Raw genomic sequence first — 24,004 nt, 5'->3', positions numbered from 1 at the left:
TTCAAAAATACTCCCGCCGAAGGCGCTGCAACACGTTTCGGCGGAGCAAGGAGTCGTAAGTATGGAAGCAGATTTCGTCATCGTGGGCGCCGGGTCCGCGGGTTGCGCGATGGCCTATCGCCTCAGCGAGGCGGGCGCGTCGGTTTTGGTTATCGAACATGGGGGCTCGGATGTTGGGCCGTTCATTCAGATGCCCGCAGCGCTGAGCTATCCGATGAACATGTCGCGCTATGACTGGGGCTACGAATCCGAACCGGAACCGCACCTGAACAACCGTCGGCTGGCGTGCCCACGGGGAAAGGTGATTGGCGGGTCATCCTCGATCAACGGGATGGTCTATGTGCGCGGCCATGCGCGGGATTTCGACACATGGGCGGACATGGGGGCTGACGGATGGTCTTATGCTGACGTCTTGCCCTATTTCAAACGAATGGAGACATGGCACGACGGTGGCCATGGGGGCGACCCAACATGGCGCGGAACTGATGGCCCACTGCATGTGTCACGCGGCCCCCGACAAAATCCTTTGTTTCAAGCTTTTGTCGATGCTGGGCAACAGGCGGGATACGAAGTCACCGGTGACTACAACGGTGAAAAGCAGGAGGGCTTTGGCCCGATGGAGCAGACCGTCTGGAAAGGTCGGCGCTGGTCTGCGGCAAACGCCTATCTGAAACCGGCGCTCAAGCGCGAGAATTGCGATATCGTGCGCGGGCTGGCCACGCGCGTGATCCTGGACGACGGGCGCGCAACCGGGGTTGAGCTGGTCCGTGGGGGCAGAACGGAAGTCATCCGTGCCCGCCGCGAAGTGGTGCTTGCGTCATCTTCGATTAACTCACCCAAGCTGTTGATGCTGTCCGGGATCGGCCCAGGTGCGCACTTGGCCGAACACGGGATTAACGTTGTTGCGGATCGCCCGGGTGTTGGCGCTAACCTTCAGGACCATTTGGAGCTTTACATCCAGCAGGCCTCGCTACAGCCGATCACGCTCTATAAGCATTGGAACCTGTTCAGCAAAGGCCTGATTGGGGCTCAATGGCTGTTCACCAAGACCGGTCTTGGCGCGTCGAACCAGTTCGAGAGCGCAGCATTCATCCGGTCGAAGCCGGGCGTAGAGTATCCCGATATACAGTACCATTTTCTACCTATCGCGGTTCGATACGATGGCCAGGTTGCGGCCGAAGGGCATGGGTTCCAGGCCCATGTCGGCCCGATGCGTTCGCCTTCGCGGGGGGCGGTCACGCTGCGCTCGGCCCAGCCCGAGGACGCACCAGTGATCCGGTTCAACTACATGAGCCAAGAAGAAGATTGGGAAGACTTCCGCAACTGTATTCGCCTGACCCGTGAGATCTTTGGGCAGGAAGCTTTCAAGCCCTATGCGGGAAAAGAAATTCAACCGGGCGCTGACGTACAGACGGATAAAGAGCTAAATGAGTTTATCGCTGAACATGCTGAAAGCGCTTATCACCCTTGCGGCACCTGTCGCATGGGGCGAGCGGATGATAAAAACACTGTTGTTGATCCGCAAGGTCGTGTTGTTGGTGTGGAAGGTCTGCGGGTCGCGGACAGTTCGATTTTCCCTCAGATCACCAATGGTAACCTGAACGCACCGTCCATCATGGTTGGTGAGAAAATGTCCGATTCCCTGTTGGGTAAGGGCCCTTTGCCTAAGTCAAACGATCGCCCGTGGATCCATCCAGGATGGGCGGCCGCACAGCGTTAACCTTTGTGAACAACCCCCGTTGAATATGCCTGAGTCTGGGCGCATATCGAGGGAATGTTAAGGTTTTGTTTGGCTTTTGTTTTGTTCGCCCCGTCTATAGCTATCGCGACTGATCTGGTCGAAGGGCCGGTGAATGTTATCGATGCCGACACCTGGGTCGTGGGCGGTGTTCGAGTACGATTGCATGGCATAGACGCGCCGGAACTGGGTCAGTGCTGCGAAAAGAACGACGGCAAAGCCTGGGCCTGTGGAAATTGGGTGACCCAAGAAGTGCGTCGGCGGTTTCATGGAAAACCTGCGCAGTGCACTCCACTGGATTGGGATCGATACGGCCGAGTGATCGCGCGGTGCCGGGTCATTGGACAGGACGCCGGGCGTGACATGGTGCGCCGTGGCGTGGCCTTCGCTTATCGTAAGTACTCGACCGATTATGTAGCGGAAGAAGCTCATGCGGCGTCCGAGCGGGCTGGATTGCACGGCGCGCATGTTCAGATGCCGTGGGTGTACCGGGCGTCTGGTGTTACGCAATCGTCCGGACCTTGCCGGATCAAGGGCAACATCTCATTTTCTGGCGAACGTATCTATCACGCGCCGGGACAAGAACACTATTCGAAAACACGGGTAAGTGCAGGTGGCAAAGAGCGATGGTTTTGTTCCGAGACCGAGGCCAAAGCCGCAGGATGGCGTAAGGCAAGTCGCTAAACGTCACACAACTTGATCCGCGTCAAAGAGGTATGCTTCCATCAACTCTAGCTATGGATTGCAATGATAGATCAAGGAGCGAACAGGAATGTCTCACACCCCGCATGAACTGGCGGAAGAATTTCCCGACAAGACGGAACTTATGAGCCAGCTCAAGCAGTCGGACGCACATTTTGCCCGGCTGGCAGATGAGTATCACGAGGTCAATCGCGTCGTGCACAGGGCTGAAACACATGTCGAGCCGATGGAGGAGTTGGCGGAGATCGAGCTGCGCAAAAAACGGGCCGCGCTCAAAGACGAAATTTGGACCATCTTGTCTAAGGTCTGAACAAAAGGGCGGGGCTCTGCCCCCGTCGCGGCAAGCCGCGCCTCCTCCGGGATACTTGTGGCCAGATGAAGATCAGGTGACCTCGTAGGGAAGTGTCCCGCGAGTATGCGCGTCGATGGTCAGGCGACGTTCGAGCGGTGGAACCGAGCGCTGGTGACAGTTTTGCCGCTCACAGATACGGCAGGAAATGCCAATGGGTTCGAATGCGCTGGCCTTGTTGACGTCGAGGTTGTCAGCATAGACCAATGCTTGAGCGTGCCGCACCTCGCATCCCAGGGCGATGGCATATCGGCGCACAGGCGCACCGAAAGACCCGCCCGATTTCGACACGTCTCTTGCCAAAGAAATATAGCGCACCCCGTCCGGGGTTTCTGCAAGTTGCAGCAGGAAGTGGCCGGGTGTCTCGAACGCGCGATGTACGTTCCATAGTGGGCAAGCCCCACCAAAACGAGCAAATTGTAAGCGCGTCGCCGAGTGGCGTTTGGTGATGGTGCCTGCCTGATCAACCCGCACGAAAAAGAACGGAATGCCCTTGGCGCCGGGTCTTTGCAATGTGGACAGGCGGTGGGCCACTTGTTCTATCGACGCGCCGAACCGGTTGCTGACCAATTCGAGATCGTGTCGGTCTTCCTGAGCTGCCGCCAGGAAGGCGGCATAGGGCATCAGGGACGCCCCTGCGAAGTAATTGGCCAAACCTATCTTGGCGATAGACCGTGCCTCTTCGCTTTGAAATTTGGCGAAGTCCAATGTTGCCTCGAGCAGTTTGTCTTGACTGATCAAAGCGACCTGAAGCAGCAGTTGAAACACCTGGGTTTGTGGAGCGGCGCGAGACGACAGGCGCAGGATCCTGCTTTCTGTATCGTAACTGCGCAAGGACGCGATGTCTGAAAAGATGACCTGTATCCCACGTTCGGACAGGCTGGTCAGTGCTGCCTGACGAACGCCACCCGGACCTTCGGCGCGATTTGCGAACAGTTCAGCAGCGCGGTCCACTGCGTCGATGTAATTGTCGCAATAGTGGAAGAAATCGCGCACCTCCTCCCACGGGCTGGCCTGAATACGTGCATCTTCCCGACCCAGTGCCTCGTCCAATGACGCAAGCCGTTCATGAGTCTGGCGATATGTTCGGTGCAATTCGATGAAGGCCCGCGCAAGTGCCGGAGCATTTGAGGCAGTCAAACGCAGATCTGCCAAGGGGGGAAGGACATCCGCAAATACCGGGTCCGCCAGCGCTTCGCGCATATCTGAGACCAGACGCTCGCTGTCACCTGTGCTGAGTTCGGTGACGTCCATTCCGAATTCCTGCGCCAAAGCCAAAACAACCGTGGTTGATATCGGCCGGTTGTTGTTCTCCATCTGGTTCAGGTAAGGCAGTGAGACGCCAAGTTTTGCCGCGAACTCGCGTTGCGTTAGGGTCAGGCGCGTGCGCATTTCGCGCAGTTTCGCGCCAGCATAGAGTTTTTGGGTGCCCATGTGGTGCCTTTGCAACTTTTCTAAAGTTGAAAGCTAACTTTGCAAACCCTTAAGGGCAAGTAGTGTTACAACCCCAGCTGCCGTTCGCGCCAGACCACAACACTTATGGCTGCGATGGCCAGAACAGCCGTCGCGAGCATAAGCCACAACAAGGGCATTGCTCCGGTCTCTTTTGTCAAAACTGCACCGGCGAGTGCGCTCAGCCCCGCACCGCCACCCAGCATGATTGCGCCACTCAGGCCTGAGGCTGTTGCCGCCAAATGCGGGCGCACCGACAATGCACCTGAGGTGGCATTTGGAATGGTCATTCCGTTGCCGACGCCCACGAATGTCATGAATCCGAAAAAGCTTAGCGCGGTTCCCATTCCGGCTAGGAAAAGAACAGCAGAAAGCGCCACGCCCAAAGCGTTGAGCCAGCACCCCCAAAGAACCATGCGATTCACGCCAAAGCGTACAGAGTATCGCCCGCTAAGGAAGTTACCGATAAAATAACCAACGGCCGGGGCGCCAAAATAAATGCCGACTTCGGCGGCGCTCATCCCGAACAGTTCGGTGCCAATGAAGGGGGCTCCGCCGAGATAGGCAAAAAATGCCCCTGACGAAAACGCCGATGACAGCGAATAACCCCAAAACCGCGGCGACGTCAGCAGTTCGGGATATTCCCGGAATTGCTGGAGCAACGTCTTGCCGCTTTTGGTCGAGGTTTCGCCGAAATCTGTGAATGTAAGGGCGAGAGTCAGGGCGCCGACCGCGAAGGGCAGCCAGAAGTTTGCCCTCCAGCCAAAACTTTCTTCAAGCAATCCTCCAATGGCAGGGCCGATCATCGGAACCACGGCCATTCCCATTGTGACATAGCCGATCATGGATGCGGCTTGGTCTTGATCGTAAAGGTCGCGAACAGCCGCACGGCTCAGGACCATCCCGACCACCACCACTGCCTGACACATTCGGAACGCCAGAAAAACTGCGGCGCTTGGCGCATAGATGCAGCCAAGGGTTGCAAGCAGAAATAAACTCAGCCCCCAAAGTAATACCGGTCTGCGCCCAGCTTTGTCGGCAATTGGGCCGATCAGAATTTGCAGAACAGCATTAACCAGCAGGTACAATGCAATGGACAGCTGCATGACCTTATAGTCGGTTTCGAAATGCAGAGCCATGTTGGGTAGGCTTGGCAGAAACAGATTCATGCTCAGGGCGGACAGCCCCGAGAGCAAGACAAGCGTTGTAATTGAGGGCGGTGTGCGGCGAACCGTGGACGAACTGAACTGCATTGTTCACATGTATAGTCACGGAATTTGGGATTGCCAGACGTCCACCCGTTTCAATTTGAAACTTAGCAAGTTTACACTTTGTCAGTTTCTGGTTGCCAAAACTTTGCAAATTTGCGGAAAACCACTTTGGCTGAGACATCGAAACATATACGGTCCGCTCAGATTTTACAGGGGATTATCGCCATGAAAGACATCCTTTCCGAGCTTGAAGACCGCCGCAACGAAGCCCGGCTGGGTGGCGGGCAAAGGCGGATCGATGCGCAGCATGCGCGCGGAAAATTGACTGCGCGCGAGCGTGTCGAATTGCTGCTGGACGAAGGCAGCTTTGAAGAGTTCGACATGTTCGTCAGCCACCGCTGTACTGATTTCGGAATGGAAAAACAAAAGCCTGCGGGCGATGGGGTTGTGACAGGTTGGGGCACGATCAACGGTCGCATGGTCTATGTGTTCAGTCAGGATTTCACAGTTTTCGGTGGATCACTGTCAGAAACCCACGCACAAAAGATTTGCAAGATCATGGATATGGCGGTGCAAAATGGCGCGCCAGTGATCGGTATTAACGACTCGGGCGGGGCGCGAATCCAGGAAGGTGTGGCGTCTTTGGCGGGCTACGCCGAAGTGTTCCAGCGCAATATCATGGCGTCCGGCGTAGTGCCGCAGATCAGCGTAATCATGGGCCCGTGTGCCGGTGGTGCAGTCTACAGCCCGGCGATGACAGACTTTATCTTCATGGTCAAAGACACGTCCTACATGTTTGTGACTGGCCCGGAGGTGGTGAAAACCGTCACGAATGAAGTGGTCACGGCCGAAGAGCTTGGAGGCGCATCGACCCACACCAAGAAATCCTCGGTCGCGGATGGCGCGTTTGAAAACGATGTTGAGGCGCTGGCAGAAGTGCGACGCCTTGTTGACTTCCTGCCGCTCAACAATCGCGAGAAACCGCCCGTTCGCCCGTTTTTTGACGAACCGGATCGGATCGAAAGCTCGCTAGACACGTTGATCCCTGATAACGCCAACACGCCTTACGACATGAAGGAACTGATCACCAAAGTGGCGGATGAGGGCGATTTCTACGAGATTCAGGAAGACTTCGCCAAGAATATCATCACTGGTTTCATCCGTTTGGAAGGCCAAACCGTTGGCGTTGTCGCCAATCAGCCGATGGTTCTGGCTGGCTGTCTTGACATTGACAGCTCACGCAAGGCCGCGCGGTTCGTGCGTTTCTGTGATTGCTTCGAAATCCCAATCCTGACTTTGGTCGATGTTCCCGGATTTCTGCCCGGCACCAGTCAGGAGTATGGCGGTGTTATCAAACACGGAGCCAAGCTGCTCTTTGCCTATGGTGAAGCGACGGTGCCTAAGGTGACAGTAATCACTCGCAAAGCATATGGTGGGGCTTACGACGTTATGGCGTCCAAACATCTGCGCGGCGATTTCAACTATGCTTGGCCCACGGCCGAGATCGCGGTGATGGGCGCCAAGGGCGCAACCGAGATCATTCATCGCGCCGACCTCAGTGATGCGGACAAGATTGCTCAGCATACGCAAGACTACGAGGACAGGTTCGCCAACCCATTTGTTGCGGCTGAGCGGGGATTTATCGATGAGGTGATCATGCCGCATTCGACTCGCCGCCGCGTTTCCAAGGCGTTTGCCAGCCTGCGTGGCAAACAGTTGAAGAACCCATGGAAAAAGCACGACAATATTCCGCTCTGATCTTCGAAAAGGTGTAGCGGAATGTTCAGAAAGTGCCTGAAAACAGCGCAAGTTTGACAAAAACCGCCAAATAGTTGAATGATCCGATCCATCAGACATAAAACCGCGCAGGCCAACAGCACTGCGCGCGCGATCCCGGAAGGAGGAGCCTGCCGCTGGCGGGTCCGGGATTGCGCCATTGGTCTGATGCTTTTCTTTCATTGCGCTCCGGTTTTGGCTCAGACAGAAACACTGTTGCCGGTGCCATCGGGTCAGCCAGTTCATCTGAGCGACGTTCTTCTGGACAATAACCCCGGCGAGCTGTGGGTCCGGTTTCGTTTCATTGCACCAAAGATCGGGTCCTCAGTGGGTCGGATCGGCTATGATGTGGCCACCAAAGACATGGAGCACCTGTGCCAGACATTGGCCGTTCCTTACGTGGCGCAACATCAGTTAGAGCCGTTTCGTGTTGTTGTTTCGCTGTCCGACCGTCCGATTGATTTTGGCGATGCCGCTCCGGATGCGACACAGTTTTTCGAAGCCTACCGGCTGGAGCAGTCCCGGTGTATCTGGGAGGGACTCTGACCGTGAACCATTGCTTTCATGATCCCAGAGCGTCTCAGACCAACGGTGCGGCTTTGGAGGTGCACAACATGATCCCATCCTTTGGCGGATGCAAAATTTCCGACTTGGTAAACACTCTAGCGACTGAGGGGCCGATATGCTGAAACATCGCGGATTCCCTGGCCGTCTGACAGGCACGGACTTTCAGTTCACCATTCGTCGGGCCAACCCAAAAGGCGTCACTCCGCTGACCAAGCGCGAAAGGTTCCGTGACCGCAAACCCGCAGACAGGCGCGCGGATGCAGCTTTCATGGAGGCGCTGTGGGGGCATTTCGGAGATCAGCCTTTTGAACGTGGCAATCTGGATGCGGGTCGGATCAGTTGGCTGTTCGAACGCGAGGTTATTCCGGCAGAAGATCCGTTTGATCCTGCAAGCTATGAAGCGTTGCTGGTGATCGACCTGGATGTGGCCCGCGCATCTTTTCCCGACATCTTTGGTGAGACATCCTGATCATGGGTGCCGTGACGCCACATATTTCGGTTCCGGCGGATGAAACATCGCTTCACGCAAGGTGGCGCCGAGGCGTAGCATCACAAACGCGGCGACGCTCGACACTATCAAGGCGCGGATTTCGCTGCGATGCAGCGCGATCTCCCGATCTTTGGCGCGCAAATCGCCGTTTGGCCGTGTTCGGCACGAATTTGCGCGGTGTTTCGCCGAATGGGCAGAAACCAGCCGGAATCTTGACTGGAAACAATACTTTGCTTGCGGGCCTGATTGTGCCGTGCATTCTGATGCAGCCGTGTGGCTCTATTTTGCCTGCGCCGCACATGCACCTACTATTCCGTACCCCTTCCTTCCGCGGGCAGGCTTGTGGTTTCCACATCATCCTGCCCGCGTTTTTCTTTGCGCATGTTCCGGGCAAAAAGCGGCAGATTTCTGCGCAAAACACCGATCAACAGCATCGTTTATTGCCTGTGAGCTCCTGCTGCCCGCAACTGCACCCAAAGCAGTCAAAAACATCAGAAGGGCAGACAACATGCGAATCCCACAGATTTTCTTTGCATTGGCGACCTGTGCGGGCCTTGCGGCCTGCGGCGACACCACTGGCGAACAGGCGTTGCTTGGCGGAGGCGCCGGCGCGGTCGGGGCCGCCGTCCTTAGCGCCGACCCGCTTTTCGGCGCTGCGGTCGGTGCAGCGGGCAACGTGCTGTATTGCAAGACGCAGAACAACTGTAACTAAGACACCTTCTTTGGGGCCTGCAGTGTCCCAACACATATCGCGCAACACGCCGCTACGGGGTCAAAGCCCTGTGGTGGCGTTTTTGCGTTTTCTGACCTTCAAGACAAAGGACGTACCATGTTCAACAAGATCCTGATCGCCAACCGAGGCGAGATCGCCTGCCGCGTTATCAAGACCGCGCGCAAAATGGGCATCGGCACGGTCGCCATCTATTCGGATGCGGATCGTCAGGCTCTGCATGTTGAGATGGCGGATGAGGCTGTGCATATCGGCCCGGCCCCGGCCAACCAATCCTACATCGTGATTGACAAGGTCATGGATGCGATCCGTCAAAGCGGTGCGCAGGCGGTCCACCCCGGCTATGGTTTCTTGTCGGAGAACGCCAAATTCGCTGAAGCACTTGAGACTGAAGGTGTTGCCTTTGTGGGCCCCCCGAAAGGCGCAATCGAGGCGATGGGTGACAAGATCACGTCAAAGAAGATCGCTCAGGAGGCAAATGTCTCAACAGTACCCGGGTATATGGGTCTGATCGAGGATGCGGATGAAGCGGTGAAGATTTCCAATGAAGTCGGTTATCCGGTGATGATCAAAGCCAGTGCCGGAGGTGGTGGCAAAGGCATGCGGATCGCCTGGAATGACGACGAGGCGCGTGAAGGGTTTCAGTCATCCAAGAATGAGGCTGCAAATTCTTTTGGCGACGACCGGATTTTCATCGAAAAATTCGTAACCCAACCACGCCATATCGAAATTCAGGTTCTGTGTGACAGCCATGGCAATGGTGTCTATCTGGGCGAGCGCGAATGTTCGATCCAGCGCCGGAATCAGAAAGTGGTGGAAGAGGCACCATCCCCCTTTCTGGATGAAGCGACCCGTCGCGCAATGGGCGAGCAATCGGTCGCCCTGGCCAAGGCGGTGGGCTATGCCAGTGCAGGTACGGTCGAGTTCATCGTCGATGGTGACAAGAATTTCTATTTCCTCGAAATGAACACCCGCCTGCAGGTGGAACACCCGGTGACAGAGCTGATCACCGGTGTCGATCTGGTCGAACAGATGATCCGCGTCGCTGCTGGTGAGCCTTTGTCGATCACACAGGATGATGTCACCCTGACGGGCTGGGCCATCGAAAACCGCCTGTATGCCGAAGATCCATATCGTGGTTTCCTGCCGTCAATCGGTCGTCTGACCCGTTACCGCCCGCCGCAGGAAACTGCCGCTGGGCCGATGTTGATCAATGGTAAGTGGCAGGGGGATGCACCGGGAGGCGCTACCGCTGTTCGCAATGACACTGGCGTCTATGAAGGCGGCGAGATCAGCATGTACTACGACCCGATGATCGCCAAACTGTGTACCTGGGCGCCGACCCGGGATCAGGCCATCGAAGCCATGCGTGTGGCGCTGGACAGTTTCGAAGTCGAAGGTATCGGGCATAACCTGCCGTTCCTGTCGGCTGTTATGGATCATCCCATTTTCATCAGTGGCGACATGACAACCGCTTTCATCGCCGAGGAGTACCCCGATGGGTTCGAGGGCGTCGAACTTCCCAAAACGGACCTGCGCCGGATTGCAGCCTCCTGCGCAGCGATGCATCGCGTCGCAGAAATTCGACGTGCCCGCGTCTCCGGTCGAATGGACAACCACGAGCGCAAGGTTGGCACTGACTGGGTCGTCACGTTGCAAGATCAGGAATTCGAGGTCGCTATCGAGGCTGACCAAAACGGCTCCACAGTGACATTCTTGGATGGTGGCGTGCTACGAGTTGCATCAGATTGGACGCCAGGGAACCAGTTGGCGGTTCTGGACGTCGACGGCAGCCCGCTAATTCTGAAGGTTGGCAAAGTGTCCGGTGGCTTTCGCATTCGCAATCGCGGCGCTGATCTTAAGGTACATGTGCGCACCCCGCGTCAGGCAGAGCTTGCCCGCATGATGCCCGAGAAACTACCGCCCGATACGTCAAAAATGCTGCTTTGCCCGATGCCCGGTCTGATCGTTAAGATCAACGTCGAGGTCGGCGAGGAAATTCAGGAAGGTCAGGCATTGTGCACCGTCGAGGCGATGAAGATGGAAAACATACTGCGTGCTGAAAAGAAAGGCGTTGTGACCAAGATCAACGCAGGCCCGGGTGACAGCCTGGCTGTTGATGATGTGATCATGGAGTTCGAATAGTCGGCTGATGACCGAGTTTCTCACAAATAACTGGCTTTTGTTGGCAGTGGGCGCCTGCGCCGTCCTCGTGATTGCTTTCTGGCTGTCCGAGGATGCCCATGTGGCGCGACGCGTATTTGTGCAATTCATTCTGAATATCGCCCTTCCGCTGTTGGTCATTTTCGGCAGCGGGCTGGCGATTATGGCCGTGCGTACGGATTTTGATGAACGCATCTGGGCGGCAATCATTGCAGGCTTTGTGATCACCACAGGTTGGTTAACAACCGCGATTTTCGGCGAACTCGGGAAATCCCGAGATAAGGCCGAAAAGCTGCGGGACTACCACAAAGCGCTCTACGCTGAGATTGGTAACACGCTACAGGTGCTGTGGGATCGCGGCAAGGCTGAGGACGAGGCCGAGGCGATGGTCGAACGGATGACCGCAGACCCGGATTTCATTCCATTGATCCCGCGCGAGCATCACGATTTTGTCTATGATTCTCTTGTTGATGAAATCGAGGTCCTGCCTCGCATCACGATTGATGCGGTGGTCGCCTATTACAGTCTGATCAAATCAATATCGGCGCAGGCCGAAGATATGCGTGGCGATGTATTTCGCAGCTCTGATATGGCGCAGGAGCGGCGCATCCTGATGTATCGCGACTATTTTGAAACACGAAAAAGCGCCTTTGCCATGGGGCAGTTCGCGCTTCGCCTGATCAAGGAATATGCGGATAAAGGTCAGCCAGCCGCTGAAAGGCTGGCCAAAAAGCTTAGTAACCCGGCCGCGGTCCAGTCCGACCTGTCACAGGGATCGGAGTAAACGGAATGTTAGGATCTTTTTCCATTCAGTTGCCCTTTCCTTGTTTGCCTGCAGGACACAACGCCCTGCATGTCCTAAATATAGGTGAATCCAACAGGTTTTACAAGCGCAGTGCGGCTCAGTTCCCGCCACGCCGGTCACGGATTTCCCGCTGGCGCAGCGGCGTTTTGTCGATGGACCGCCCGATTTCCCGTACGCTCCACGGCGCGGGTTTGCGCAGCTTCACGACACCATCCTTGTCGACGAAAACCATCTGGAACCCGCGCGGGCGCAATTCGGACCGGATTGCGGAGCGGGCAGATGGGTCGGTATCGGTCAGAACCACCACATCGCGGTCGCGCATCACATCTTCGCCCTTTGTCAGCATATCGATTTGCTGTTGGAACCTTGGGTCCGCCGGGGTGTCCGCAAACACCACAATCGGTCGATGGGTCCACAGAAAATCGGCCAACTCACTGTCGCCGACAGGACGGACAAACGCGTCATCGACAGGCGCGGCGCCGTCGGCTGCCATAGCGGTCAAAGGGAATAGTGCCGAAAAAACAAGGACAAGCGTACGATTCATGGGGCCTCCTGTTCTGTTGAATATAGCCCCTATGCGCCCGAATGCGACCGGCGAAATGCGTCGGGCACTCAAAATGTCGCGCTTAGCCGTTTTCGAAACGACGGCCCCCAACACATTTACGCACAGGCTTAGCCCTGCGCGATCCGAAATGACGAGAGGATAAACTCAATGACTGACACCAACGACTGGCGCGCGCTGGCCGAGAAAGAACTGCGCGGACGACCGCTGGACGACCTGACCAAGGAAACTCTGGAAGGTATCGAGGTCAAACCGCTCTACACGCAGGAAGACACCGCTGATCTGCCACATATGGGATCGATGCCCGGGTTCGGGCCGTTCACACGTGGCGTGAAGGCAACGATGTATGCGGGCCGTCCTTGGACCATCCGCCAATACGCCGGTTTTTCAACGGCTGAGGAATCGAACGCCTTCTACCGCCGTAACTTGGCAGCAGGTCAGCAGGGAGTATCGGTGGCCTTCGATCTGGCGACACACCGCGGCTATGACAGCGACCATCCGCGTGTTGTTGGCGATGTCGGTAAAGCAGGTGTGGCCATCGACTCTGTTGAGGATATGAAAATCCTGTTTGACGGCATCCCGCTGGACAAGGTCTCGGTCTCGATGACCATGAACGGTGCGGTGGTCCCGATTCTGGCGAGCTTCATCGTTGCGGGAGAAGAGCAGGGGCATGACAAGTCGCTGCTGGCGGGCACCATTCAGAATGACATTCTGAAAGAGTTCATGGTGCGCAACACCTATATCTATCCGCCGGAACCCTCGATGAGGATCATCTCGGACATTATCGAATACACCTCGAACGATATGCCCAAGTTCAATTCTGTCTCAATCTCCGGCTATCACATGCAAGAGGCCGGGGCGAATCTGGTCCAGGAACTGGCCTATACGCTGGCCGACGGGCGCGAATACGTCCGAGCCGCGACCGAGGCTGGGATGGACGTAGACAAGTTCGCAGGCCGTCTGTCGTTTTTCTTCGCCATTGGCATGAATTTCTTCATGGAGATCGCCAAGCTGCGCGCGGCCCGCACGCTGTGGCACCGGGTGATGACGGATTTTGGCGCAAAATCCGAACGCTCCAAGATGCTGAGGACCCACTGCCAGACATCTGGCGTGTCTTTGCAGGAACAGGACCCGTACAATAACGTGATCCGCACCGCTTATGAGGCAATGAGCGCGGTTCTGGGTGGTACGCAGTCACTGCATACAAACGCTCTGGACGAGGCGATTGCCTTGCCCACCGATTTCTCGGCCCGCATCGCGCGCAACACGCAACTGGTGCTGCAGGAAGAAACCGGGGTGACGGACGTGGTCGACCCATTGGCGGGCTCTTACTACATCGAAAGCCTGACCAATGAGTTGGTCGAAAAGGCCTGGGCTCTGATGGAAGAGGTTGAGGAGATGGGCGGCATGACCAAGGCCGTTGCCAGCGGCATGCCCAAGCTGCGGATTGAAGAAAGTGCTGCGCGCCGTCAGGCCATGATCGACCGTGGCGAAGAGGTGGTCGTCGGCGTCAACAAGTACCGCAAGGAACAGGAAGACCCGATCGACATTCTGGATGTCGACAATGTCGCCGTGCGCGAAGCGCAGATTGCCAGGCTGGAACGCATCCGCGCAACGCGAGACGAAGCGGCGTGCCAGACAGCACTGGACGCCCTGACCAATACCGCCCGCGACGGCGGTAACCTTCTGGCCGCCGCGGTTGAGGCCGCCCGCGCCCGTGCATCAGTAGGAGAGATCAGCATGGCAATGGAAAAGGAATTCGGCCGCCACCGCGCCGAGGTCAAGACACTGGCCGGCGTCTATGGGGCTGCGTATGAAGGCGACGAAGGGTTTGCTGCGATCCAGAAATCTATCGAGGAATTTGCGGAAACTGAAGGTCGTCGTCCCCGCCTTCTGGTCGTCAAGATGGGGCAGGACGGGCATGATCGCGGCGCCAAAGTGATCGCCACAGCCTTTGCCGACATCGGATTTGACGTTGATGTAGGTCCGCTGTTCCAGACGCCTGCCGAAGCAGCACAGGATGCCGTGGACAACGACGTGCACGTTGTTGGCATTTCTTCACAGGCGGCGGGGCACAAGACCTTGGCACCACAACTGGTGGAAGAGCTTAAGAAAGCCGGAGCAGGCGACATCATCGTAATCTGTGGCGGCGTTATCCCACAACAGGATTACCAGTTTCTCTATGACCATGGAGTCAAGGCGATCTTTGGCCCGGGTACCAATATTCCCGAGGCTGCGCAGGATATCCTGCGACTGATCGCTGAGGCACGCCGTTAAAGCTAAGGAACGAAGCCAGAGATCTTGCCGGACAAAAAGACGACCAAGCAGGCACTCAATCGCGGAAAAAATGGGTGCAGCTTAGGCTTGCGCCCATTTGGTTCAACGGTAGGCTGAACGTGTTTGGGAGGTGCTATGGAACTGGATCATATCGCGGTGGCCGGCGCCACTCTGGAAGAGGCGACAGCCCATGTTGAGGACGCCCTCGGGGTAAAGCTGCAGGAAGGCGGCAAGCATGAGAAGTTTGGAACGCATAACCAGCTGTTAGGGCTGAAGGACGGGCTTTATCTCGAAGCAATTTCCATTGATCCAAATGCGCGCCACCCACAACGCACAAGATGGTTCGATCTGGATCGGTTTGCAGGGCAGCCCCGCCTGACCAATTGGATCTGCCGCGTACCCGACATCGAAGCAGCCTTGTCCGCGTTCCCAGGTGGTGTTGGTCAGCCGATTGATTTGACCCGCGGATCGCTACGCTGGCGGATGGCCGTGCCACCCGATGGCCGTTTGCCGTACGACAATCTGTTTCCTGCCCTTATCCAATGGCAGGGCGATCTGCACCCCGCCCAGATGTTGAATGACAGCGGATGCCGTTTGAAACGGTTGATCGTCAGTCATCCAGATGCGCCGACACTGGAACAACATTTGGGTGAGCTAAAGGATGTGGTTTTCGAACCCGGTTCAGCGGCGTTACGTGCCGAAATTGAGACACCACATGGGATGCGTGTGTTGGAATGAACATCCGTCAGGCACGGTTCGAGGATGCTGGCTCCATAACCTCCATCACCAACACGATTATTCGTGAAACATTGGCGACGTTCACCACAAACGAACGCAGTGCTGAAAGTATCGTCGCTGATATCAAGACCCGCGGTCCCGGCTTCCTTGTAGCCGAGCATGAGGGTGAAGTGGTTGGGTTTGCTACCTATGGCCCCTTTCGTTCCGGTCCTGGATATGCGCAATGCCGCGAACATTCGATACAGCTTGCACCCGAGGTGCGCGGCAGCGGGCTGGGTCGTCTTTTAATGACAAAACTGCAAGAGGCGGCACAGGCAGAACGCGTGCATGTGTTGATAGCAGGGATATCCTCGGCAAACCCTGCGGCTGTGGCCTTTCACGCTGCTTTGGGTTTTGCCGAGGTTGGCCATTTGCCCGAAGTGGGGTTCAAATGGGGTCAACGGCTGGATCTAGTATTGATGCAGAAAATTCTTTCGCCGGAGTGATCTGTCGCACCTGACAGTCCGGTTTTGTAGCGCTAGGGTACGCGCATGTCGATCTGGCTTAGAATATCCGATGCGCTCAGCGCGCTCGCCCAGGGCGAAAGCCTGACCGCTGTTTTTGAAAAACTGCGCACGCCGCCCGAACGTTCCGTGGCCTTCACGATTGCCGTGATTGCCTTGGGCGCCAAGATGGCCAAGGCAGATGGGCAGGTGACACGGGACGAAGTGACCGCTTTTCGCGACGTCTTTCAAATCGCTCGCGAGGATGAAGAGGGCGCAGCGCGCGTTTTCGATATGGCACGCACTGATGTCGCAGGATATCGAGATTACGCGCAGCGAATTGCGCGAATGTTCTCAGAAGACAGCACTACCTTGTGTGACCTGATGGAGGGGCTGTTTCACATAGCGATGGCCGATGGCTTCTACCATCCGAACGAAAATGAATTCCTTGAAGACGTCAGCCAGATCTTTGGCCAGACCGATGCCCAGTTTATGGCTTTGCGGGCACGGTTTGTGCCAGATGCGCCAAATGATCCGTACACGGTCCTTGGCGTGCCTCGCGATATGCCGGTGTCTGACATTCGCAAGATCTGGCGCCAATTGGTTCGCGACACACATCCCGACGCGATGATGGCGCGGGGTGTGCCTGAGGAAGCCATACGTCTGGCTGAAAAAAAGATGATAGACATCAATCGCGCCTGGGACGAAATCAAAGGCGTGCGAGCCTGATCAGATGCGATTGGCGACCTATAACATCGAGTGGTTTGCCAATCTGTTTGACCGAGAAGACAATCTGATTGTCGACAACAGTTGGTCGGGCCGCCATGACGTTACCAAGGCGCAGCAGATTGAGGCCATCGCCAAAGTCCTGACGGCAATTGATGCGGACGCCGTCCTGATCGTCGAAGCGCCGAACACCGGCAAGACCCAGAATACGGTTCGCGCCCTGCAGGTATTTGCGGAGGCGTTCGGACTGCGTGCATCCAATGCGCTTATGGGGTTTGCCAATGACACACATCAGGAATTGGCGTTGCTGTATGATCGCGATGTGTTGACTGCACGCCATGATCCCAAAGGGGACGTGACGTCGACGCGTGCCCCGCGATTCGATGGTGATTTTCGGATCGATTTGGACATCGACGCGACCGAGGATGTGATTCAGTTCTCAAAGCCACCAATGGAACTGGCGGTGCGGACCCATGCAGGTTCCGAGTTCAGGCTGATCGGCGCACATCTGAAATCCAAAGCGCCGCACGGGGCGGATTCGCGGGATGAAGCGATCCGCATTTCGATTGCCAATCGCCGCAAGCAGCTGGCACAGGCGATCTGGCTGGCTCGGCGGGTCGAAACGCATATTGGTGCGGACGAGCCGGTGATATTATTGGGCGATCTGAATGACGGGCCGGGTCTGGATGAATTCGAACATTTGTTCGGGCGCTCTTCGGTGGAAATACTGTTGCAGGCGGGGCTGTATGATCCGCATGCGGCCATGGCCCATGGGCCACGGCCCGGTTCCGTCCTGTCGACGGCCCGGTTTGCGCGCCCGGATAAGGGTACATTCCTCGAAGCTTTGCTGGACTATATCATGATCAGCGAAGACCTGCAGACCAACCGACCCGCTTGGCGCATCTGGCACCCATTTCGCGATGCAGCTTGCTGGGCCTCGCCTGATCTTCGCGATGCCTTGCTGACCGCCTCAGATCATTTCCCCGTTACACTGGATATCGAGTTGTGACCTTTCAAGCGTGCATTGCGTCGCTTATATTTCACCCATGAAACGGATTCTGATGATCAGTGCGATGGTTAGTGCCTTAGGTGCGCCTACTATTGCGCAAGAAAACGGTAAGTCACTGATGGAGCAGGGGGCCGAGCTGTTTTTCGAAGGCCTGCGCAAAGAAATGGAACCAGCACTGGGTGAGTTGCTGGGGCTGGCTGACGAGTTCGGCCCGGCAATGCAGTCATTCTTTGAAGAAATGGGTCCTGCACTAGCGGAGCTGGCTGGTGAAATCCAAGACTGGAGCGTTTATGAAACGCCCGAGATATTGCCGAACGGTGATATCATCATCCGAAAGAAGCCGACACAGGACCCACCGGAAGACGTCGAACCTGACGAAGAAGAATCTGAAGGCGTAACCGATATTTGATTTTCTGCCGGGTCAGCCCTTTACGATGACACGTGCGTCGGATTTCAGCGCGTTCGCCAACGAACTCAGGCGCGCCTCGGCAACCTCGTTGAACAGCGACGCAGCAGCTTTGGGTAGAAACAGTTCAAGTTCTCGCTTCTTTGGATAAAACCGCAACCGGCCCATATTGGCGTCACTGTGCATCCAAAGCATTGCCCCGAAGCGCATCGCTTTGCCCAATATCTCGGCTTGCTTCTGGTCCTTCTCGTCCAAAAGTTCGTACAGTGGGGCAAACCGGTTGCCTTCGCGCTTGTTGCGATACCTGTGTTGCAGGGCGAGACCAATGAAAACCCGTTCTGAATGCTTTAGACCGCCCAGATTTGCGCGGGTGACATTGTCGAAACAGACCTCGGCGCGATAATCGGGATGCGCGCGCCAGCTGACATCATGCAGCAGACAGGCCGCCTTGATCAGCCGAATACGTGTTGGCGGGGCGGATTTGAACAGGGGTGTTACGAAATCATACAGATGACGGCCAAACCCGGGTAGTCGGGCATCCTTGGATTCGGAAAATCGGCTGGCTTCAATCAGCGGGTCCCGGTCGCGCTGTTCTTGCGACATCTGCTCATACAACAGCCCTTCGCGAATCCCATAGCTTGAGATTGCGATATCTTTGGGTTTGAAGGTCCGGATTAGCCGGGCCAGCACATCCATCGCATAGGGGACTAGCGCCATGCGCGAGCTTGAAACACCCGCCTGACTGCGCAACTTGTCGCGGTCATTCTTTTCGATGAACTTGATCGTTTCGCGCACTTGTTTGGTGGTCATACGGTATTCATGAAGAACGTTCAGCGGGTATCCTCGCCGCAACATGTCCAGTCGGGCAAAAGCCCGCCAACTGCCGCCGACAAGAAACAGCCGATCTCGCTGTGGTCCCATCTGATCGCGCAACTCTTCCATCGTGCATTTGATATGCGCCTTTCGGGCGCGTCGTCCGCCTTTGATATCGCGCAGCTTCAGCGGGCCAAGGGCAGAGGTTACCCGCCGACCAACCTGACCATCGCCGATTTCGGCCAGCTCCATGGAAGATCCGCCAATATCGCAAATCAGACCATAAGCACCTGGCCAGCCCAAAAGCACGCCTTGCGCTGATAATCGCGCCTCTTCCTGCCCGTCGATGACACCAACATGCAATCCGGTTTCGTCCCGAACCTGTTCGCAAAAATCTGGGCCATCTTTGGCTTCTCTTACGGCGGCGGTGGCCACAACATGCAAACCGGGCAAGTCCAGATCTTGTGCAAGCTGCTGAAACCGCCGCAACGCTGCCAGCGCGCGCTCCCGTCCGCGCGGGTTGAGACAGCCGGTTTCCAACAGACCCGCCCCCAGTTCGCACATCACTTTTTCATTGTAGAAATAGGCGGGCGATCGCGCCGCGCCGTCAAAGATCACCATACGGACCGAGTTTGACCCTACATCGACAACCCCAACCCGCGATAGGGCGCGGGCTCCCGGGTCATCGAATAAAGGTTTTCCGAAAGGTCCCCAATCCGGGATGTCGGTATCGACAGTCTGATCCATATCTTTTCCAGGTGTTGCAGGCGCAGGATGCGAAATCGATGCTTGCGGGTCAATCATCGGCATCAACTGAATTTACATCCGAATTCAGAACCCGAACCGCCAAAGCGCGGGTGATGTCGCGTTTCTCGGACAACGCCAGCTGATCCAATTGCGCCACCGTATCAGCGGCGGTTTCAAAGCGCCGATCCATGTGTTTGACCAGGTAAGAGATCACGTCTGGCGAAGGGTTCAGTTGCCTGTCCAGGAACAGTTTCGCCAACACCGCGCCCAACAAGGCATCATCGGGCGGATCCAGCGCAACATGATGAGCGCCTTCAACCCGGCTTTGCAAATCTGGCAGGGGCAATTGCCAGAGTTTTGGCGCCAGACGCCCGGTCATCAACAAGGCATGCCCTTCGGCCAGAACCAGGTTGTGTAAGTGAAACAGTGCTTTTTGCTGGTCCATATCGCCAGCAATATTGGGGATATCTTCAACAGCAATTGGTGCCTGCGCCAGTTCCGGCACGTCATCATACCGAAGTGTTGTGGCCTGAACGATACGCCCGCCTGTTTCGGCTGCCCAAACATGTGCCAGATGCGTCTTACCCGCCCCGGTCGGCCCGCTGAGGACCAGCTTGTTTCCCGGCCAGGACGTAGCCGATATCATTGCAACTGCCAACGCATTGGCTGGTGAGACAAAGAAATCCTCGCGTCCCAGCGCAGTCTTTGCTGGTAGATCAAAGCTCAATTGCCGAGGCATTTATTCGTCTTCCTGATCCTGGCCCTGCAAGCCTGAATACAGGCGGCTGTCCAGATACATTGAGGTTCCGAACCGCGCCAATACACCCAATGCTGCGGCGACTGGAACTGCGATCAGCATGCCAACAAAACCAAAAAGGGCGCCAAACACCGACAGCGCAAGCAGCAGCCAGACCGGGTGCAACCCGACCGAACTGCCGACCAGTTTTGGTGTCAGGAAATTGCCCTCGGTGACCTGACCCAGTGCAAAGATCCCGGCCACCAACCCGATATGGGCCCAGTCACCCCAAAACTGAAACAGCGCCAAACCAATCGCCAAACTGCCGCCGATCAACGCTCCGAGATAGGGAATGAAGGTGACCAGACCGGCAATGAACCCAACGATCAGGCCGAATTGCAGACCCACCAGCATGAGGGCGACGGCATAGTAAGTGCCAAGGATCAGACAAACTGTCCCCATCCCGCGCACAAATGACGCAAGAACCGCGTCAATCTCTCCCGCCAAACGTTTGATGGTCGGCGCGTGATCGCGTGGCAACAGCTCGGCGATCCGGGCGATCATGCGATCCCAGTCCAGCAGCAGGTAAACTGCGACAACGGGAACGATGACCAAGAGAACAACGATGTTCAGCGCGGATCCCAGTGAGCTGAGGACGGTCTGCAGCACATCCCCGGTTTTGGACTTAAGCGTTTCGCCGAACGAGATCAGCATCTGATGCGTGTTCGAATCCTGGTCCAGAAGGGCCGGGAACTGTTTTTCGATGAACCCGCGTAGTTCCTTGAACAGGCTGGGCAGCACATCGATCAGATCCAACAACTGCGTGATCAGGGCGGGAACAACCATCAGGATCATCAGGACAAACCCCAAAACCCCGACGACTGTGATGATTGCAGTCGCGGCCATGCGCGACAGGCCCAGTCTTTCCAGCCGGTCTGCAACCGGATCCAGAAAATAGGCGATCGCGCCCCCAATCACGAAGGGCAACAGGACGTCCCCAAGCGCCCAAAGCAGCAGCACGATAACCGCGGAAACGACGCCCCAGTACCTGAGCTGATCCTTTACCGGCAAAGCCATGTGGGTCCCCTTGTTGCGACCTTTCCTTGCGTTCTTGGCGTATGAAGGCTTGCGATGCAAGCGCTTCATAGATCTGCCGTTTTCGGGTCGTTAATCCTGCAACGTTCCCAGTTCCGGGGTATCCTCGGCCGCCGTCTGGTCCGGCCAGTTGGTGCGCCAGATTTCGGCTGACCAATGGCCGCAATGCACTGAGGGGCGCTTGAAACCGGGCAGGGCGGGCAGCAATGGCGCGACAACCACATCGTGTCGTGGGACCGCGAAGTAAGGGAACGAGTAGCGCTGTCTGCCTGATTTGTTCACAACACGATGTGGCGTGGACTTCAAACGACCACCGGACCAAAGCTCCAGCATGTCCCCGATATTGACCACGAAACCGCCCGGTGGGCAGTCAGGTGTGATCCAGCCGCCATTGCGGGTCTGAACTTCAAGGCCGCCAACGGGGTCGGGGGCGATGATCGTCAAGGCATCGGTATCCTTATGCGGGTGAATCCCATAGCCGCCTTCGTCCGGGGCCTGCGGCGGGTAATGCAACAAGGTCATGTTGGTCATCGGGTCTCGAAACGCATCGCGCAGAATGTTCGGTGGCAGATCCATACCGACCTCCAACGCGTCTAACAGGCGATCTGCGACCTGATCCAATTGAGCCCAGTATTCCAGAATGGCGTCCCGCGCCTCGGGCACCTCCTCGGGCCAGATATTGGGTCCATAGAGGGCGCATTGCTGACGAACCTCGGCATCCTCAGCTACGTCATAATGCAGCTTGTACCCTTCATACTTGTCGGTCTGCCCCGAGCCGTCATTGGGTGAAAAGAATCCCATCGGGATATAGCCGCGATAATTGTCACGGGTGATGGCCTGATCCCATTTTCGTTGCTCATCGACGTCGAAAATCGCCTGGGTCACGCGCCGAACCTGGTCGACTTTATCTTGTGGCACATGTGTTCCCGTGATCGACAAAAATCCGATTTCGGTGCAGGCGTCTAAAATCTGCCGAACTGTCTCATCATAGCCCGCGCTGGTTTTGTCCCACAGTGGAGATATGTTTATAGTTGGAATTCGCACCATCAGTGAACCCTGACGCCCTGGCGATCCAGCTCGGCATGGACCGGCGCAAGGTCCATGCTGTTCAGGTCCTGATTGCTTCGGAGGGCAAGCGCTGCTGCAATTCCTGCGCCTTGGCCCATGACGGCGCAACAGGCCATATTCCGGGTCGCGGCATGTGCCACCTTGTCCGACCCGTGAGAGCGGCCCGCGACCAATAGGCCTTTGATCCCTTTTGGCAGCATAGAGCGATAGGGGATCTGCATGTACCGGCCCGTGGTGGGCAGGATCAGGATGCCATATCCATCGATGAATTCGGGATAGATCCCGATCGAGTCTTCGAACCGCCCCTGATGACGCGCGTCATTTTCGCTCATGTTGTAAACCGCATCGATCTTGCGGGTATCTCGGATGCCGATGGTCATTCCGAAATTGCGCAGCCGCGCATTTTCGCAGCCCGGCATGAAACGGCGCAGCGCCTCGATCGCCAGCATGGATTGCTGCCGGCCTTCGATCTCACCTCGGGTCAGGCTGTCGGGGTCTGTGCCATCGATCTCGGCCAGATGGATCAGGTTCATATAGGTCAACTCGCCGGTATCATGCATCGCACCCCATGTGCCCGCGATGGTATTCAGATGCGGCGGTATAAGACCTTGATCAATAGCCTGCTGAAACGGTTTGTGCACGAAGGGCGAGAACATGTCGTCCTCCTTACCGCTGGTCTCGATGTTCCACTCACCGCCACCGCCCCAGTCCTTATAGGTCTGCGGGTCGGATTTGACCCCGTCCATAAAGGCACGTTTGTCGACGCCTGCGAGATGGAACATGACCGACGCCGCCATCATATCTTCCGGCGCTGTCTTGCGCGTGGGGGCACCAGCGCGATGCGCCACATCTGCGTCCCCCGTCGCGTCGATAACGAGACGGGCCAGGATCGCCTCACGCCCGGCTTTGGATTCGGTGATGATACCGGTGATCCGGTCGCCCTCCATGATCGGGGCAACGAACTGGCGGTGCAGCATGGGATGCACACCTGCCTCTTCTACCAGCTTGTCAGCGACCAGTTTGAACCCCTCGCTGTCTAGCTCGTAGCTCAGCGATTGGCTCTCAGGCACCGCTGCGCCCATATCCTTGGCGCGGGTTTCGAACTCCATGCCGATGCCACCAGCCTCGACCGTTTGCTCATGACGATACCAGGCAAACCCTTCGACGCCCACGGCGGTGATGTTGCCACCCATGCAACCGAAGCGGTCGACCAGCGAGACCTCGGCACCGGCGCGTGCGGCTGCAAGTGCTGCGGCCAAGCCCGCAGGGCCAGACCCCACGACCAATACATCTGTTTTGTGGACAACAGGGATCTGTCGGGCGGGTTCCTGAATGGTCTGCATCGACGCCTCATGAAGTTTG

Annotated in this window: 23 protein-coding genes; 15 read left to right on the top strand and 8 right to left on the bottom strand. The window is 56.8% G+C overall.

What is annotated here, in order from left to right; genetic code table 11:
- Positions 1-61 precede the first annotated feature (61 nt).
- The 3 genes from betA (at position 62) to Q1B21_RS03215 (ending at position 2,750) form a co-directional block, all read left to right on the top strand.
- Positions 62-1,720 (top strand): choline dehydrogenase, encoded by a 1,659-nt coding sequence (betA, locus tag Q1B21_RS03225; protein ID WP_299079654.1) that lies wholly within the window; start codon positions 62-64, stop codon positions 1,718-1,720.
- 81 nt (positions 1,721-1,801) lie between these two features.
- Positions 1,802-2,422 carry a thermonuclease family protein gene (locus tag Q1B21_RS03220; protein WP_366525385.1) on the top strand — a complete coding sequence of 207 codons (621 nt, stop codon included), beginning with the start codon at positions 1,802-1,804 and terminating at the stop codon, positions 2,420-2,422.
- Between the two features lie 88 nt (positions 2,423-2,510).
- Complete coding sequence (locus tag Q1B21_RS03215) at positions 2,511-2,750, top strand: DUF465 domain-containing protein (RefSeq protein ID WP_298933327.1); 240 nt, start codon at positions 2,511-2,513, stop codon at positions 2,748-2,750.
- Positions 2,751-2,822: 72 nt separating this feature from the next.
- On the opposite strand, the gene Q1B21_RS03210 is transcribed toward Q1B21_RS03215, so the two are convergent.
- Both Q1B21_RS03210 and Q1B21_RS03205 read right to left on the bottom strand, forming a co-directional pair.
- Entirely contained in the window at positions 2,823-4,223 is a 1,401-nt protein-coding gene (locus Q1B21_RS03210) for a short-chain fatty acyl-CoA regulator family protein (RefSeq protein ID WP_299885794.1), read from the bottom strand.
- 65 nt (positions 4,224-4,288) lie between these two features.
- Positions 4,289-5,494: a multidrug effflux MFS transporter gene (locus Q1B21_RS03205; RefSeq protein ID WP_299079663.1), complete on the bottom strand. Its 1,206-nt coding sequence runs from the start codon at positions 5,492-5,494 to the stop codon at positions 4,289-4,291.
- Positions 5,495-5,677: 183 nt separating this feature from the next.
- Here Q1B21_RS03205 and Q1B21_RS03200 point away from each other — a divergent pair, with 183 nt between their 5' ends.
- From Q1B21_RS03200 to Q1B21_RS03175, 6 genes are all read left to right on the top strand, one after another.
- Positions 5,678-7,210 carry an acyl-CoA carboxylase subunit beta gene (locus Q1B21_RS03200; protein WP_298933322.1) on the top strand — a complete coding sequence of 511 codons (1,533 nt, stop codon included), beginning with the start codon at positions 5,678-5,680 and terminating at the stop codon, positions 7,208-7,210.
- Between the two features lie 78 nt (positions 7,211-7,288).
- Positions 7,289-7,774: a DUF6497 family protein gene (locus Q1B21_RS03195; RefSeq protein WP_299885789.1), complete on the top strand. Its 486-nt coding sequence runs from the start codon at positions 7,289-7,291 to the stop codon at positions 7,772-7,774.
- 136 nt (positions 7,775-7,910) lie between these two features.
- Complete coding sequence (locus Q1B21_RS03190; protein ID WP_298933319.1) at positions 7,911-8,264, top strand: hypothetical protein; 354 nt, start codon at positions 7,911-7,913, stop codon at positions 8,262-8,264.
- 529 nt (positions 8,265-8,793) lie between these two features.
- Positions 8,794-8,997: a hypothetical protein gene (locus tag Q1B21_RS03185; protein ID WP_299885785.1), complete on the top strand. Its 204-nt coding sequence runs from the start codon at positions 8,794-8,796 to the stop codon at positions 8,995-8,997.
- 117 nt (positions 8,998-9,114) lie between these two features.
- A complete protein-coding gene (locus Q1B21_RS03180) occupies positions 9,115-11,160 on the top strand; it encodes an acetyl/propionyl/methylcrotonyl-CoA carboxylase subunit alpha (RefSeq protein ID WP_299885782.1) in 2,046 nt (681 codons plus the stop codon).
- A 7-nt stretch (positions 11,161-11,167) separates the two neighbouring features.
- Positions 11,168-11,962: a hypothetical protein gene (locus Q1B21_RS03175; protein WP_299885779.1), complete on the top strand. Its 795-nt coding sequence runs from the start codon at positions 11,168-11,170 to the stop codon at positions 11,960-11,962.
- A gap of 118 nt (positions 11,963-12,080) precedes the next feature.
- Here Q1B21_RS03175 and Q1B21_RS03170 read toward each other — a convergent pair whose 3' ends face one another.
- Complete coding sequence (locus tag Q1B21_RS03170) at positions 12,081-12,527, bottom strand: DUF4174 domain-containing protein (protein WP_299079671.1); 447 nt, start codon at positions 12,525-12,527, stop codon at positions 12,081-12,083.
- A gap of 168 nt (positions 12,528-12,695) precedes the next feature.
- On the opposite strand from Q1B21_RS03170, the gene scpA reads away from it, so the two are divergent.
- From scpA to Q1B21_RS03140, 6 genes are all read left to right on the top strand, one after another.
- A complete protein-coding gene (gene scpA / locus Q1B21_RS03165; RefSeq protein WP_299885776.1) occupies positions 12,696-14,822 on the top strand; it encodes a methylmalonyl-CoA mutase in 2,127 nt (708 codons plus the stop codon).
- A 135-nt stretch (positions 14,823-14,957) separates the two neighbouring features.
- Positions 14,958-15,560: a VOC family protein gene (locus Q1B21_RS03160; protein WP_299885773.1), complete on the top strand. Its 603-nt coding sequence runs from the start codon at positions 14,958-14,960 to the stop codon at positions 15,558-15,560.
- Positions 15,557-16,045 carry a GNAT family N-acetyltransferase gene (locus Q1B21_RS03155; RefSeq protein WP_299885770.1) on the top strand — a complete coding sequence of 163 codons (489 nt, stop codon included), beginning with the start codon at positions 15,557-15,559 and terminating at the stop codon, positions 16,043-16,045. Before Q1B21_RS03160 ends, Q1B21_RS03155 begins: the two co-directional genes overlap by 4 nt.
- Positions 16,046-16,090: 45 nt before the next feature.
- Positions 16,091-16,771, top strand: a complete 681-nt coding sequence (locus Q1B21_RS03150; RefSeq protein WP_299079682.1) for a molecular chaperone DjiA — start codon at positions 16,091-16,093, stop codon at positions 16,769-16,771.
- A 4-nt stretch (positions 16,772-16,775) separates the two neighbouring features.
- A complete protein-coding gene (locus Q1B21_RS03145) occupies positions 16,776-17,777 on the top strand; it encodes an endonuclease/exonuclease/phosphatase family protein (protein WP_299885766.1) in 1,002 nt (333 codons plus the stop codon).
- Between the two features lie 37 nt (positions 17,778-17,814).
- Complete coding sequence (locus tag Q1B21_RS03140) at positions 17,815-18,186, top strand: hypothetical protein (protein ID WP_298933300.1); 372 nt, start codon at positions 17,815-17,817, stop codon at positions 18,184-18,186.
- A gap of 12 nt (positions 18,187-18,198) precedes the next feature.
- Here the strand turns inward: Q1B21_RS03140 and Q1B21_RS03135 are convergent, their stop codons facing one another.
- The 5 genes from Q1B21_RS03135 to Q1B21_RS03115 all read right to left on the bottom strand — a co-directional run bounded on the left by Q1B21_RS03135 (position 18,199) and on the right by Q1B21_RS03115 (position 23,985).
- Positions 18,199-19,743: a Ppx/GppA family phosphatase gene (locus Q1B21_RS03135; protein WP_299885762.1), complete on the bottom strand. Its 1,545-nt coding sequence runs from the start codon at positions 19,741-19,743 to the stop codon at positions 18,199-18,201.
- A gap of 49 nt (positions 19,744-19,792) precedes the next feature.
- The gene (locus tag Q1B21_RS03130; protein WP_299079688.1) at positions 19,793-20,482 is read right to left on the bottom strand and encodes a DnaA/Hda family protein; all 690 of its coding nucleotides are present in this window, start codon (positions 20,480-20,482) and stop codon (positions 19,793-19,795) included.
- Complete coding sequence (locus Q1B21_RS03125) at positions 20,483-21,556, bottom strand: AI-2E family transporter (protein WP_299885758.1); 1,074 nt, start codon at positions 21,554-21,556, stop codon at positions 20,483-20,485.
- 90 nt (positions 21,557-21,646) lie between these two features.
- On the bottom strand, positions 21,647-22,621 hold the full coding sequence (locus Q1B21_RS03120; protein WP_299885755.1) for a 2OG-Fe(II) oxygenase family protein: 975 nt from the start codon (positions 22,619-22,621) through the stop codon (positions 21,647-21,649).
- A complete protein-coding gene (locus Q1B21_RS03115) occupies positions 22,621-23,985 on the bottom strand; it encodes an FAD-dependent oxidoreductase (protein WP_299885752.1) in 1,365 nt (454 codons plus the stop codon). Before Q1B21_RS03115 ends, Q1B21_RS03120 begins: the two co-directional genes overlap by 1 nt.
- Between the last annotated feature and the right edge of the window lie 19 nt (positions 23,986-24,004).

This window comes from uncultured Ruegeria sp. (assembly GCF_947504215.1).
Lineage (GTDB): Bacteria > Pseudomonadota > Alphaproteobacteria > Rhodobacterales > Rhodobacteraceae > Ruegeria.
This window is presented reverse-complemented; position numbering and strand designations above follow the sequence as displayed.